14 protein-coding genes are annotated in these 13,681 nt (G+C 72.6%); 7 read left to right on the plus strand and 7 right to left on the minus strand.

What is annotated here, in order from left to right; all coding sequences use genetic code 11:
• Nucleotides 1-68: 68 nt before the first annotated feature.
• Nucleotides 69-242, plus strand: a complete 174-nt coding sequence (locus ACIGDI_RS06230) for a hypothetical protein (RefSeq protein ID WP_399891218.1) — start codon at nt 69-71, stop codon at nt 240-242.
• A 1-nt stretch (nt 243) separates the two neighbouring features.
• On the opposite strand, the gene ACIGDI_RS06235 is transcribed toward ACIGDI_RS06230, so the two are convergent.
• Nucleotides 244-1,323 (minus strand): NADH:flavin oxidoreductase/NADH oxidase, encoded by a 1,080-nt coding sequence (locus ACIGDI_RS06235; RefSeq protein ID WP_399891221.1) that lies wholly within the window; start codon nt 1,321-1,323, stop codon nt 244-246.
• Nucleotides 1,324-1,422: 99 nt separating this feature from the next.
• On the opposite strand from ACIGDI_RS06235, the gene ACIGDI_RS06240 reads away from it, so the two are divergent.
• A complete protein-coding gene (locus tag ACIGDI_RS06240) occupies nt 1,423-1,776 on the plus strand; it encodes an ArsR/SmtB family transcription factor (protein ID WP_399891224.1) in 354 nt (117 codons plus the stop codon).
• Here the strand turns inward: ACIGDI_RS06240 and ACIGDI_RS06245 are convergent.
• Complete coding sequence (locus ACIGDI_RS06245) at nt 1,699-3,084, minus strand: nucleobase:cation symporter-2 family protein (protein ID WP_399891227.1); 1,386 nt, start codon at nt 3,082-3,084, stop codon at nt 1,699-1,701. The genes ACIGDI_RS06240 and ACIGDI_RS06245 overlap by 78 nt on opposite strands.
• A gap of 120 nt (nt 3,085-3,204) precedes the next feature.
• Nucleotides 3,205-4,575, minus strand: a complete 1,371-nt coding sequence (locus tag ACIGDI_RS06250) for an FAD-dependent oxidoreductase (RefSeq protein ID WP_399891230.1) — start codon at nt 4,573-4,575, stop codon at nt 3,205-3,207.
• Between the two features lie 190 nt (nt 4,576-4,765).
• Here ACIGDI_RS06250 and ACIGDI_RS06255 point away from each other — a divergent pair, with 190 nt between their 5' ends.
• The gene (locus ACIGDI_RS06255) at nt 4,766-5,233 is read left to right on the plus strand and encodes a DUF6214 family protein (RefSeq protein ID WP_399891233.1); all 468 of its coding nucleotides are present in this window, start codon (nt 4,766-4,768) and stop codon (nt 5,231-5,233) included.
• A gap of 34 nt (nt 5,234-5,267) precedes the next feature.
• Here ACIGDI_RS06255 and ACIGDI_RS06260 read toward each other — a convergent pair whose 3' ends face one another.
• Nucleotides 5,268-5,963 (minus strand): TetR/AcrR family transcriptional regulator, encoded by a 696-nt coding sequence (locus tag ACIGDI_RS06260; protein WP_399891236.1) that lies wholly within the window; start codon nt 5,961-5,963, stop codon nt 5,268-5,270.
• A gap of 267 nt (nt 5,964-6,230) precedes the next feature.
• Between ACIGDI_RS06260 and ACIGDI_RS06265 the strand changes: the two genes are divergently transcribed.
• On the plus strand, nt 6,231-6,479 hold the full coding sequence (locus tag ACIGDI_RS06265; RefSeq protein ID WP_399891239.1) for a DUF2630 family protein: 249 nt from the start codon (nt 6,231-6,233) through the stop codon (nt 6,477-6,479).
• A 16-nt stretch (nt 6,480-6,495) separates the two neighbouring features.
• Here ACIGDI_RS06265 and ACIGDI_RS06270 read toward each other — a convergent pair whose 3' ends face one another.
• The 3 genes from ACIGDI_RS06270 to ACIGDI_RS06280 form a co-directional block, all read right to left on the minus strand.
• On the minus strand, nt 6,496-7,185 hold the full coding sequence (locus ACIGDI_RS06270) for an HAD family hydrolase (RefSeq protein ID WP_399891242.1): 690 nt from the start codon (nt 7,183-7,185) through the stop codon (nt 6,496-6,498).
• A gap of 9 nt (nt 7,186-7,194) precedes the next feature.
• Nucleotides 7,195-7,947: a phosphatase PAP2 family protein gene (locus ACIGDI_RS06275; protein WP_399891245.1), complete on the minus strand. Its 753-nt coding sequence runs from the start codon at nt 7,945-7,947 to the stop codon at nt 7,195-7,197.
• Nucleotides 7,948-8,095: 148 nt separating this feature from the next.
• Nucleotides 8,096-8,638, minus strand: a complete 543-nt coding sequence (locus ACIGDI_RS06280) for a DUF5134 domain-containing protein (protein ID WP_399891249.1) — start codon at nt 8,636-8,638, stop codon at nt 8,096-8,098.
• A 164-nt stretch (nt 8,639-8,802) separates the two neighbouring features.
• On the opposite strand from ACIGDI_RS06280, the gene ACIGDI_RS06285 reads away from it, so the two are divergent.
• The 3 genes from ACIGDI_RS06285 to ACIGDI_RS06295 all read left to right on the plus strand — a co-directional run bounded on the left by ACIGDI_RS06285 (nt 8,803) and on the right by ACIGDI_RS06295 (nt 13,680).
• Nucleotides 8,803-10,455: an FUSC family protein gene (locus tag ACIGDI_RS06285; protein ID WP_399891252.1), complete on the plus strand. Its 1,653-nt coding sequence runs from the start codon at nt 8,803-8,805 to the stop codon at nt 10,453-10,455.
• Nucleotides 10,452-10,991, plus strand: coding sequence for a MarR family winged helix-turn-helix transcriptional regulator (locus tag ACIGDI_RS06290; protein ID WP_399891255.1), 540 nt, complete (start codon nt 10,452-10,454; stop codon nt 10,989-10,991). Before ACIGDI_RS06285 ends, ACIGDI_RS06290 begins: the two co-directional genes overlap by 4 nt.
• A gap of 85 nt (nt 10,992-11,076) precedes the next feature.
• On the plus strand, nt 11,077-13,680 hold the full coding sequence (locus tag ACIGDI_RS06295) for a cellulosome protein (RefSeq protein ID WP_399892957.1): 2,604 nt from the start codon (nt 11,077-11,079) through the stop codon (nt 13,678-13,680).
• Nucleotide 13,681 lies beyond the last annotated feature (1 nt).

Below are 13,681 nucleotides of genomic sequence, written 5' to 3' on the forward strand. Positions count from 1 at the left end.
CGCGCTTAAGACCACCTGGCTCTGTTTTATTTGCTGGTCGGCCGTACCGCACCGAGAAGGATCAAGCCGTGACATCGAACGCGACGCACAACGATCACCTACCCGTCTACGAAAGCCTCGTCCGGGAACGCGGTGACGTCGTGGCGGAGACCCGCGAGGTGGCCGAGCTGGCCCAGCACCAGGCATGGCAGGGCCTGCACGGCCACGTCGTCGCGGCCAGCTCCGACTTCGACCCGCAGTGAGCTACACGGACCGGTGGTACTGGTCCGGCACGCGCACGTCCCCGCCCAGCTCCCGCGCCGCGTGCCGCGCCCAGGAGGGGTTACGCAGCAGCTCGCGGCCCAGCAGTACGGCGTCGGCCTCGTCGTTGGCCAGGATCTTCTCGGCCTGTTCGGCGTCGGTGATGAGGCCGACGGCGGCCACGGGCAGGGAGGTCTCGGCCTTCACCCGGGCCGCGAACGGCACCTGGTAGCCGGGCCGGACCGGGATGCGCACACCGGAGGCGTTGCCGCCGGTGGAGACGTCCAGCAGGTCGATGCCGTGGGCCTGGAGGTCCGCGGCGAACCGGACGGTGTCGTCGGCCGTCCAGCCGTCCTCCTCCAGCCAGTCGGTCGCCGAGATCCGGAAGAACAGCGGCTTGTCCTCGGGCCACACCCGCCGTACGGCGTCCACGACCTCGAGGGCGAAACGGGTGCGGTTCTCGTAGGAGCCGCCGTAGGCGTCGGTGCGGTGGTTGGAGTGCGGCGAGAGGAACTCGTTGATCAGGTAGCCGTGGGCGCCGTGGATCTCGGCGACCTCGAAACCGGCGGCGAGGGCGCGGCGGGCCGCGTCGGCGAACTGACCGACGATCTCCTTGATCTGATCCACCGTCAGCTCGGTCGGCACCGTGTGCCGCTCGTCGAAGGCGACCGCGCTCGGCGCGAGCGGCTGCCAGCCGTACGCCTCCGGCCCCACCGGTCCGCCACCCTTCCAGGTCCGGTCGGTCGAGGCCTTGCGGCCGGCGTGGGCGAGCTGGATGCCCGGCACCGTGCCCTGGGAGGCGAGGAAGCGGGTGATCCGCCGGAACGCCTCGACCTGCGCGTCGTTCCAGATGCCCAGGTCGTAGGGGGAGATCCGCCCCTCGGGCGACACGGCCGTGGCCTCGGTGAGGATCAGGCCCGTGCCCCCGGCCGCGCGGGCCGCGAGGTGCGTGAAGTGCCAGTCGTTCGGCGCGCCGGTCCCCGGGCCCTCGGGGTCGGCCGAGTACTGGCACATCGGGGCCATCCAGACCCGGTTCGGAATGGTCACGTCACGCAGGGTGAAGGGCTGGAAGAGGGCGCTCATGACGAGCTGCTCCGTTCTCGCGGGACCGAATGACGATCGTACGATAACCATCGTAGTACGCCGGGTGTCAAACTACGATGCCTCTCGTACAATGATCCCGTGAGTACCGCCCCCGCCACCAGCAACCGCGACCTGCCGCACCCCGCGAGCGAGGACATCCGGCTGGAAGCCGTGCTGCACGCGCTCTCCGACCCGATGCGGCTGCAGATCGTGCGTGAGCTCGCCGCCGACGACGACGAGCTCACGTGTTCGCAGTTCGCGCTGCCGGTGACCAAGTCCACGTCCACGCACCACTTCCGGGTGCTGCGCGAGGCCGGGGTGATCCGGCAGTGCTACCGGGGCACGGCCAAGATGAACGGCCTGCGCCGGGACGACCTAGACGACCTCTTCCCGGGACTGCTCGACGCCCTGCTCGCCGCCGCCGGCCGGCAGGCCGCCCGCCTCGGGGGCTGAAGCCGCCTTCGTGGGGAGGTGGTTGAACAGCAGGTTGAGCACGATCGCCGTCAGGCAGCCCGCGCTGATGCCGCTGTTCATCACGGTCTGGAACCAGTCGGGGAACTTCTCGTAGACCGTCGGCACGCCGACCGGGAGCATCCCCACGGCCACCGACACGGCCACGACCGTGAGGTTGTGGTTGTCCTTGAAGTCCACCTGGGCGAGGGTGCGCAGGCCGCTCGCGGCCACCGTCCCGAACATCACCAGCCCCGCGCCGCCCAGGACCGGCGCCGGTATCGCCGCGACCACCGCGCCCAGCTTGGGCAGCAGGCCGAGCAGGACGAGGATGCCGCCCGCGGCGGCCACCACCCAGCGGCTGCGCACCCGGGTCATGCCGACGAGGCCCACGTTCTGCGCGTACGCCGTGTACGGGAAGGTGTTGAAGACGCCGCCCAGCACGGTCGACAGGCCGTCGGCGCGCAGCCCGTCCGCCAGCGAGCGCGGCTCGACCCCGCGTCCGGTCAGCTCGCCGACGGCGATCAGGTCACCGGTCGTCTCGGTCATCGTCACCAGCGCCACCACCAGCATCGAGATGACCGCCGAGGCGTGGAAGGCGGGCGCGCCGAAGTGGAACGGCGTGCTGATGCCCACCCAGTCCGCGTCGCCGACTCCGCCGAAGTCCGTGAAGCCGAACGGGATCGCCACCGCCAGACCCACCGCGATGCCGATCAGCACCGCGATCCGGCTCAGGAACGCGGGCGCGAACCGCTGGACGCCGAGCACGACCAGCAGCACGAAGAGGGCCAGGCCCAGGTTCTTCGGCTCGCCGAAGTCCTTCGAACCGGCGCCGCCCGCGGCCCAGTTGCCCGCGACCGGCAGCAGCGACACCCCGATGATCAGGATCACCGTGCCGGTCACCAGCGGCGGGAAGAAACGCAGCAGCCTGCCGAACACCGGCGCGAGCAGCATGATCGCGAATCCCGCGACGATCACCGACCCGTAGATCGCGGGCAGACCGCCGCCGGTCGTCCCGATGAGCACCATCGGCGACACCGCGGCGAAGGTGCAGCCCTGCATGATCGGCAGCCGGACGCCGAACCGCCAGAACCCCACGCACTGGATGAGCGTGGCGATGCCGCACACCAGCAGGTCGGCGGTGATCAGATACGCCAGGTCCGCGGGCGACAGCTTCATCGCCCCGCCGACGATCAGCGGGACGGCCACCGCGCCCGCGTACATCGCGAGCACGTGCTGCAGCCCGAAGGCGGCCAACTGCCGTACGGGCGGGACCTCGTCGACGGGGTGGACGGGGGCGGGTGCGGTCATGGGGACTCCAGAGCGGCGGGGGCATCCGAACAGCACGAGACCGTACGAGGCTTGAACAGTTTGTTGATTTCTGCCGTGTTGCCGTTCTGTGTACTGCCCACCCACAAGCGCCGGACTCCGCTACGGGGCCGCCGTCCGTGCCGCCGCCAGCAGCGACTCCCAGTCGGCGAGCTTGACCACGCTCCGCCCCAGCGAGGCCCCGAGCGCCGCCTCGGCACGCTCGATCGCCTGCCAGCCGGTCCACGTCACCGGCTCGACACCGGCCGCGCGCAGCGCCGCGAGCGGGTCGCCGGGCACGTCCCTGCGCAGCAGCACGGGGGCGTCCTCCAGCAGGGAGGTCGCCGTTTCCTTGGCGTCCGGCCGGTTGGTGCCGATCACTCCGGTCGGGCCGCGCTTGATCCAGCCGGCCACGTACTCGCCGGGCCCGACTGCACCCTCGCGCAGCACGCGCCCGGCGAGATGCGGCACGGTGCCGCGCGCCGCGTCGAACGGCAGCCCCTCCAGCGGCAGCCCCCGATAGCCCACCGAGCGCAGCACCAACTGCGCCTCGATCTCCTCGTACCGCCCCGTGCCCGTGACGCCGCCGTCCCCGTCGCACACGGTGCGCTCGAAGCGCACCGCGCCCACCCGCCCTTTGTCGGCGAGCAGTTCGACGGGACGCAGGAAGAACCGCAGGGCGATGCTGCGGGACGCGGGCCGGGCGACCGAGCCGGCACCGGGGTGGGCGGACGCCTCGGCCGCCCACCCCCGCAGCACCTCCACGTTGCGGCGCCGTGCCGTCGGCAGCGCGGACGGATCGGCGTACGCCGGATCCAGCGCCAACTCCGCCGGATCGACGGTGACTTCGGTGTCCGGCAGACCGCTCAGCTCGCGCAGCTCCTTGGTCGTGAAACGGGCCTGCGAGGGTCCGCGTCGCCCCACCATGTGGATGTCGGTGATCCGGCTGGCGGCCAGCGCGCCGAGCGCCGCCTGCGGAATGTCGGTCGTGCTCAGCTCGGCCGCGCCCCGGGCGAGCATCCGGGTGACGTCCACCGCCACGTTGCCGACACCGATGACCACGGCGGAGCGGGCGTCGCGCACGAACCCGTCGTCGGCGGCGTCCGGGTGGGCGCTGTACCAGGCCACGAACTGCGTCGCCGACCAGCTGCCCGGCAGGTCCTCGCCCGGAATGCCCAGGTGCCGGTCGGTGGAAGCGCCCACGCAGTACACCACCGCGTGGTACAGCTCCCGCAGCCGCGAGGCCGGAACCCCGCCCGGGCCGACCCGGACGCCGCCGAGGAACCGCACCCGCTCGTGCTCCAGGACGGAACGGAGGTTGTTCTGCAGGGACTTGATCTTCTCGTGGTCCGGCGCCACCCCGTACCGCACCAGCCCGTACGGGCACGGCAGCCGGTCCAGGACGTCGACGAGGACCTCCGGGTCCGCCTGGACCAGGCTCTGGGCGGTGTAGCAACCGCTCGGCCCGGAGCCGATCACGGCGACATGCAGCACGGCGGAACTCCTCACGGCGGGAGATCGCGGACGGCTCAAGGATGGCACCACCGGTGCTCCGCTGACAGGGTGTCGGCGAGCCACCGGCGTGCGTGTCCGTTCTTATGGAAAGTGATCATGCGGTTACGTTGCGTGTGTGCTAGAAGCATCCTTTCTTAATCTTTCTGATCGTTGTCCGACGGATGGCGCCGTGTCCGTATGGCCCGCGTGGGAAGTGCGGGAGGGCGGGGACAGTACGGCGTGGTTCCAGGTCCGGCTGGCGTTCACCGACGGCGCCCGGGTCGACGCGCTCGCCGTGGTCGGCGGGGGGTGTGTCTCCCTGGAGGACGTCCGGGCCCAGCCCGCGCTGTCACTGGACGACCTCGCGGTGCTCGCCGAGTGGATCGAGGAGCCGCTCTTCGAGGCGTGCGGCGCCTCCGGGGAGCCGGGCGCGGAGGGCGAGGAGTCCGGGAGCGGGCGGCGGGCCCGGCCGTCCTGGCCGCGCGGGATCGAGGGGCGGTGGCTGGTGGCGCAGGAGTACCGCGCGGCCCAGGAGGAGGGCGTCGACCCGGTCCTCGCGGTGATGTGCGCGACCGGGCACAGCCGCCGCAAGTCGCTGCGGATGATCTCGCAGGCGCGGGACGCGGGCTTCCTGACACCCCGTCACGCCCGGCGCTGACCGGCCGGGTCGTCCCGCTCCCGGCGGTGCCGGGCTACTTCGACCCGACCGGCACCTCCGATCCCTCGTCCGGACCCTCGCCCGTGGCGAAGAACCGTGACAGGTCGGACTGTTGAGTCCCGCCGGACGCTTCCCCGGTGTCCGGCGGGACGCCCATCTCCCAGTCGAGCCGGTAACGCGCGAACAGCTCGGCCCGCAGGGTGGTCAGTTGCATCGGGACGTTCGGCAGCACCATCGCGTAGACGGCGCCCATCAACAGGGAGCGCAACATGGGGTAGTCGGCGGCCGCGTCCCGCGAACCGTGCCGGGCGACGGTGTCCCGCAGCAGTTCGGCGAGCCGCTGCTGCTCCGGGCACTGCATGAAGCCCTCGGCCTGCAGCAGCCCCGCCATGTGCTGGCGCATCAACACCGGCCGGTCCCGGGCCAGACCGAGGATCGCGTCGATGGCCCGCGCCATCCGCTCCCGCCCGTCCTCGGTGCGCGGCTCGCGCTCCAGCGCCTCCTCCAGCGTGCGGTGCATCAGCCGGTGCACCGCCGACTGCACCAACTGCCGCTTCCCGGGGAAGTAGTACGACACCAGACCGCGCGCCGAGCCGGCCCGGTCCGCGATGTCACCCAGCGTCGTCGCCTCGTAGCCGTGCTCGCCGACCATCTCGACAGCCGCCTGCAGGAGCCGCTCCCGAGAACGTCTCCGCAACTCTTCATTGACCGAGGCGCTGCGCGGGGACATGCTGTAACTCCTGCGTTGACTGGCTGCCAGCCAACTATACTCAACGCATCCGGGCCGCCACCTTCAAAGGGCGTGGTCAGGGCTGCCGTCCGTCTGGGGCGACGCGGGGGATCGTCTCAGGCGGGCGGTCATACCGCCCCGAAGGTGTCCTGAGGCTACTGTTTCGGCTCTCTCACGGCCTGACCTCCGGTTCTCCCGCTCCCGTCGCACAGCGGCCCCCGCGTCCCTACAGTGGTCATCGGTGTCGAGCCGAGGAGGCGTACGGGCATGGAACAGGACGAGCGGATCCTGGCCAGGATCTCGGAGATGGTCGAGGACGAGCGCAGGCTCCGCACATCCCTCGCCTCCGGGGAGATCGACGGCGAGACGGAACAGCAGAAGCTCGGCCGGCTGGAGCGTGAACTCGACCAGTGCTGGGACCTGTTGCGGCAGCGGCGCGCCAAGAAGGAGTTCGGGGAGAACCCGGACGAGGCGAGCGTGCGCCCCTCCTCGCAGGTGGAGGGATATCTGGAGTAGGGGGCGCGGAGCCGGCTCAGTCGACCAGGTCCAGCACCGGACGCAGGGCGTCCGGCCGCTGCGCGACGGGCAGATGGTCCACGAAGTGCACCCGGCATCCCAGAGCCGCCGCGCCGCCGTCCGCCTCCCGGCTGTCGCCGACCATCAACGCCTCGTGGGGTTCGACCTCCAGGGCCTCGCAGGCGAGGGCGAACAGCCGCGGGTCGGGCTTCTGGATGCCGTGCTCGTACGACAGCACGTACGTGTCCACGAACCGGTCCAGGCCGTGCGCCTCGAAGACGGGCCGCGGATCCCAGCCGATGTTGCTGACCACGCCGATGCCGAGCCCTCGCTCGCACAGCGCGTACAGGACCTCCGCGGCGTCGGGATACGGCGCCCACGCGGCCGGGGACATGTGCCGGTCGTACAGCGCGTCGTGCAGGGCCGGGTCGGGCAGCCGCACCTGGCGGGAGAGGCCGGTGTAGGCGGCCCGGTGCAGCTCGGCGCTCGCGTCCCGCACCCGCCACAGCTCGGCGAGGTCCGCGGGCACCTGCAGCGGAAACGCCCCGCCCGGCAGTGCGCCCGCCGCCTCCAGGGCCTTCGCCGCCTGCAGCAACTCCTGCTCCGCAAGCGCCGTCCCGGCTTCCTTCAGTACGGCGCGCAGCCAGGACTCGGTGGACTCGATGCGGAACAGGGTGCCGGAGAAGTCGAAGAGGACGGCGAGCATGGGTGGATCCTACGATGCGAGGTTCCGCCGGGCGGGAGGGCGTCCGCCGCGGCCGACACGGTCGGATTCCGCTCCGGCGCGCTCGGGGCCCCACCGCTGATGGACCCCGACGGCGACCGCGACCATCGCCGCCCCCAGCAGCCAGCCCCCCAGCACGTCCGAGGGCCAGTGCACGCCCAGCCACACACGGGTCAGGCCGACACCGGTCACCGAGACCACCGCCACCCACAGTGCCGTCCGCCGCAGGGCGGGGCCCACGCCGTAGTGGTGGGCCAGCCACAGCAGCAGCCCGCAGACGATCGTGGCGGTCATCGCGTGTCCCGAGGGGAAGGCCGCGTAGCGCGCCGAGTCCACGGGGTCGGGCCAGACGGGCCGCGGACGGCCGACCGCGGCCTTCAAGCCCTGCTGGACCACCGAGCCCAGCGTGACCGTGGCCACCAGCCAGTACGCGGTCCACCGCGCCGAGCGCCGCCGCACCAGCCACACCACGGTGAGCACGGTCGCCAGGCGCATCGTCCAGGGGTCCCAGACCCAGTCGGTCAGGATGCGGCAGACGTGGGTGAGGCCGGGGTCGTCCACGGCCCAGCGATGGGCGGTGCGGGCGACGTCGCCGTCGAGGGCCGTCAGCGGGTGCCACCCGGCCACGACCAGGGCGAGCAGGAGGGCCGAGCACACCGCCAGGACACCCGCGGCCCCCGCGGCGCGCGCCGCGAGGCGGTGGTCCGGCGGGCGGGGCGGGGAGACGACGGGCGGGTTGTGCATGGAGTGATCCTCGCCGACGCGGGAGGCCCGCCGCCAATACGCGGACGGTTGTGTCCTCCGCGGGTTCCCGCGCGGGCCTTCTCCACCCCGGCGCCGCGCACGAGGTGACGGCGGCGGCCACGCGGGGGGCCGGCCGCCACGGCGGCGCTCAGAGCGTGATCAGCATCGCCACCATCGCGATGCCCATCGACAGCCGGCACGCCCTCGCCAGCTCCGGCCGGTCGCCCCACCCCACGGCCCCGCCGCCCGCGGCAACGGGTATCAGCCGCACGCCGGACAGCAGGACGTAGCCCGTGAAGTAGAGCAGCAGCACACCGGTGAGCAGTGGCACCCCGGCCGGCCCGCCGTGCCCGGCGTGGTGGCCCGGAGCGGCGGCCATCACGACCGCCATGTAGACCATCGCCGAGGCGCCGACCAGGTGGTGCAGATGGTGCGGGTCCCGGCGCGCGGCCCACAGCGCGCGCAGCGCGGCCGACCCGAACAGGACCGCGTAACCGGGCCAGGCCCACGACGGCTGGCTGACCACCGCCGCCGGTACGGCCATCGCGGCCATCCCGAAGCCCATCAGCGCCTCGCCGCCCGCGGAGCGGCGCTGTTCCTCGACGGTGCTGCGCATCCGCAGCAGACAGTAGGCCCCGGTCGCCGTACACAGCGCGACCAGCAGCCAGCCGGGCGAAGCCGGTCCGTGCACGCGCACCTCCCCGCTCGACGGTCTCGACAGTGCGTCGATGCCCGGGCCGTCCGGTGCGCACGCGAGCGCAAGGATGTACACGGGGAGCATTCGAGGGAGCACGGCAGGTGAGCAGACCCGCACAGAAATGATTTACGAGTAAAACACCTGATAAGCTTGTGTCCATGAGCCGTGCGACCCCCGTCCCCACCACCCCCCGCGCCCGCCGACTCCCGCTGGCCGGCGCCCTGCGCCTCGGTCGCCCCTCGGCCATCTGGTTCAAGCCCGCGCTGAGCGTGGTCGCCTCGGTCGCCCCGCCCAACCTCCTCCTGCTGGCCCTCGGCCGGCTCGACCTGGCCATGTACACGATGGCCGGATCGCTGTGCGCCCTCTACGCCCACAACCGCCCCTACGCCGCCCGGGCCCGCGTCCTGGCCTGGGTCGTCCTGGGCATGGTCGGCGGCCTCGCCGTCGCCCTGACCACGGCCTCGCTCACCTCCAGCGCCGTCGTCCTGGTCACCGTGGGCGCGGTGCTCGCGGCGGTGCAGAAGGTGCTGTGCGACGCCACCCGGGTCGGCCCGCCCGGCAACGTCGTGCTCACCTTCATCAGCTCCGCCTCCCTCTTCGTCCCACAGACCCTCGCCCAGGTTCCCGGCCACCTCGCCCTGGCCCTCGCGACGGGCGCCTGGGCATGGCTGATCGGCATGGCGCCCGGCCTGCTGCGTCCGCACGGCCCGGAACGCCAGGCCACCGCCCAGGCCCTCGACGCGGCCGCCGCCTACGCCGCCACCCACGGCGCCGACGACGGACACCCCCGATCCCGCGCCGCCGCGGCCGCCGCGATCCAGGCCGCCTGGCAGGCGCTCCTGGCCTCCGGCGACCCTGCCGCCCGGCGTGCCCTGGAACACCTCGTGGTGCGCGCCGAGGTCGCCCTCGCCGCCCCCGCCGACACCGACCCCGAACTGCTGCGCACCTGGTCACGCGACCTGTGCGGCAGCGGCCCGATCCCCGAGTTCCACGAACCGCGGGACGCCGACGAACTCCTCGGCGTCGACGCCGAACTCGCCGTCCCGGCACGGCCGTTGTGGACCACGCTCGGCCCGCTCGCCCCCCACGCCATCCGCACCGCCCTGGGCTGCGCACTGGCCGGCTACGCCTCCCTCGCCCTCGGCGTCGGCCGCCCCTACTGGGCCCTGGTCACCGCGGCCTCCCTCTACCAGGCCAACCTCACCCTCACCTGGAGCCGGGGAGTCCAGCGTGTCGTCGGCAACATCCTCGGCGTGTTGCTCTTCGCCGCCGTCGCCCCGCTCGCCCATCTCGGGCAGCCGGCCCTGGTCCTGTGCTGCCTCGCCTTCAACTTCGGCGCCGAGGCCCTGATCGGCCGCAACTACTGGCTCGGCACCGTCTGCGTGACCCCGATGGCCCTGCTCATCACCGAGTTCAACCGCTACCAGGCGCCTGGGCGGCTGATCACCGAGCGAGTGGTCGACACCCTCGTCGGCGCCCTGGTCGGCTTCCTCGTCGCGGTGGCCGTCACCGACCGCCGCTCCGCGGACCGCGTCGAGCACGCGCTGGCCGCCGTCGAGCGCGCCCGCGAACGCACCGCCCGCCTGCTGGCCGGGCCCGCCGCCCCCGCCGCTCTGGAGCAAGCCCGGCGCGCGCTCGCCGCGGCCCTGGCCGACCTGCGCGCCACCGTGGACGCCGCGTCCGGGGAATGGTGGCAGCGCGCCCTGCCCCAGGAGCGGGTCGTGCGCGCCGAGCAGGCCGGACACCGTACGCTCGCGGCGACGGTACGGCAGCTGGGGCTGCGCGGCGCGAGGGAGGACGTACGGCCATGACGGCAGCGAACGGGCGGCGGCAGGGCGAGACCGGGGGCGACACCGTCTCCGCCGTCGTCCGGCAGTGGCAGGCCGTCCACCCCGGCCTCGACACCGGCCCCATGGAGATCATCGGCCGGATCAACCGCTGCGCCGCGCTGCTGCAGCAGGCCGAGGACGCCCCCTTGCGCCGGGCGGCCCTGAGCCGCCCCGAGTTCGACCTGCTCGGCGCGCTGCGGCGCACCGGCCACGAACTCACCCCCAGCGAACTGGCGCGCGAGACCTTCTCCTCCGGCGCCGCCGTCACCAAGCGACTGAAGGCGCTCACCGAGCGCGGTCTGGTGGAGCGACGCGGTGACACCCGTGACCGACGGGTCGCCCACGTCCGCCTCACCGACTCCGGCCAGGACCTCGTCGACTCGATCCTGCCGGAGCAACTCGCCTACGAGACCACCGTCCTCTCCGCCCTCGACCCGCGAGGGCAGGGCGAACTCGCCGACCTGCTGGGTGAGTTGCTCGGCCGGCTGGAGGGCACCCCGGGCATGCTGCGGGCCTGAGCGGCGGCCTTCGGAAGTTTTCGGAGACCGGACCCCCGTTGACGCGATCCCCGAGCGGTCCCTAGGTTCGACCACGCCGGTTCGGATCTTCGGCTGGCGTACGGGATCTCGAACGAAAGAGGGCGCCGTGACGGCCGAGACGCTCACTGTCGACCTGGGCACCGAGACTGGCCCCTTCCACGGCGGCGCGAGCGGCACGCTCTACGGCCTCTACGGCGACGGCGTGCCCAGCCGCGCGGTCGTCGAGGGCATGTACGTCCGCACGGTCACCACCAAGGCCCAGGACGGCGTCCAGCACCCCGGCGCCGACGCCCTGGAGATCCTGCCCTCCTTCGTCGCCTCGGGCGGCAAGGACGTCTACGTGTACACGACCGACTTCCACCGCGGCTTCCCCTACGAGTGGCCGGGCGCCACCGGCGAGGAGCGGCTCGCCGGCCACCTGGAGATCGTCCGCCGGCAGGTGCGGCAGGCGCGGACGCTCGGCGCGCTCACGTCCCACCTCGTGTGGGTGCCGTTCAACGAGCCCGAGGGCAACATGTTCGGCACGGGGGAGTGGAGTCACGACGGGGTCTCCTGGCGGACCGAGCCCGGTCCCTTCTTCTCGGCCTGGACGCGCGCCTACCGCCTCATCAAGGAGATCGACCCCGGCGCGCGTGTCGCCGGCCCCAACACGAGCATCCTCTACCCCGAGGTGCGGGGCTTCCTGGAGTTCGCGCGCGACCACGACGTACTGCCGGACGTGGTGACCTGGCACGAGCTGTCGTCCCCGGACGAGGTCCGCACGAAGGTCGCCGAGTACCGAGCCATGGAGAAGGAGCTGGGGATCGGCCCGCTCCCCGTCAACCTCAACGAGTACGCGCACAACTACCACCTCTCCGTCCCCGGCCAGATGATCCAGTGGATCGCCGCCGTCGAGGAGTCGAAGGTCGACGCCGACATGGCGTACTGGAATATCGCCGGCAACCTCAACGACTCGGCGGTGGAGACGAACAAGGCCAACGGGCAGTGGTGGCTGTTCAACGCCTACGGCCAGATGTCCGGCACCACCGTGCGCGTCACCGCGCCGCACCCCAACGTGCAGTACACGCTGCAGGGCGTCGCCACGCTCGACCGGGACAAACGCCAGGCGCGGGTGCTGTTCGGCGGGGCGGGCGGGGCGGCGGACCTGGTCGTCGAGGGCGTCGACGCGGAGGTCTTCGGCACCCGGGTGCACCTGCGGCTGCAGGAGATCCCCTGGACCGGCCAAGTCGGAGCTTCCGCCCAGCCGTTGCGGCTGCGCGACCTCGAACTGCCGGTCACGGCGGGCAGGGTGACGCTTGCGCTGACCGGCCTCGACGAGATGTCCGCCTACCAGGTGATCCTCTCCCCGGGCGGCAACGGCGCCGTACCGCTCGCGCCGTCGACCGGCTGGCGCGGGACGTACGAGGCGGAGGACGCGCTCTACACGGGCGGAGGCTACTCGAGGAACGGCCCCGAGGGGTCACCCTCCGCCGTCGACAGGTTCGCCACCTCCGGCGGCTACCACGTGGGCGGCCTGCGCACCGGCTCCGACGGCGTCCTCGCCTTCGACGTCGAGGTCCCCCAGGACGGGACGTACGACATCCGGGTCTTCGCCAACTCCTACAACCGGGCCGACCTGGTGCGCGAGTCGGGCCCCACCAACGTCTTCCTGCGCGTCGACGGCGAGGACCCGCGCGAACTGCTGCTGCCGCTCGGCTACAAGTGGGCCGTGTGGGGCCACGCCGACATCCGGGCCGAGCTGACCCGCGGCCCGCACCGCATCACCCTCGCCGCCCAGGACCCCGACCTCGGCGAGACCGAGGGCGACGCCGTCATCGACAGACTGGACCTCGCCCTGCGCGACGAACACCAAGTGGACCTCTACGAGGCCGAGTTCGCGGCGCTCGGCGCGGGAGCGCGAGTCGACTGCGCGTGTCGCGGGGCCTCTGGTCCCGGAGCCGTGGTCCTCCCGCGCGGCGGCACCGTCACCTTCTGGGTGCACGCCGCGGACGACGGCGAGGCGACGGTCACCGTCGACCTGCTCGGCCCCGGGGAGGGCCTGCTCACCGTCAACGGCGAGGAGATCGGGCCGGCGGCGCGCGGACCCGTCCCCCTCTTCCTGGCGGGGGGCGTCAACAAGGTGACGCTGACGGGGACTTCGGAGCGCCTGGTCGTGGACCGGCTGACCGTCGGCCCGTCGCGCGGTCTGCTGCCCACGACCGCGTACGCGGCACAGGAGGGCACCCTGACCGGTGCCGCCAAGGTGACCGCGTACTCCCGTGCCACCGGTGGCAAGGCGGTCGACGGCATCGGCGCCGGTCCCGCCAACGCGCTCACCCTCACGGTGACGGCGGCGCACGCCGGCCGGCACGCGCTGACCATCCGCTACTCCAACGGCGAACAGGCCGCCGCCACGCACTACAACCCCGACCCCATCTGCCGTCACGCGGACATCTCCGTCAACGGGGCGGCCCCGCACCGGGCGCTGTTCCCGACCACCTTCCACTTCAACGACTTCCGGCAGCTCACCGTCCCCGTCACCTTGGACGAGGGCACCAACACCGTCACCCTCACCGCCGACGAACTCCCCGACTTCGACGGCGACACACGGAACCCCCACGGCCAGCGCTCGCCCTACGCCCCGGTGATCGACCGGATCACGGTGACCCCTCTCGCGGCGCGCCCCTGAT

The organism is Streptomyces sp. NPDC085900, assembly GCF_044540925.1.
Lineage (GTDB): Bacteria > Actinomycetota > Actinomycetes > Streptomycetales > Streptomycetaceae > Streptomyces > Streptomyces gilvifuscus.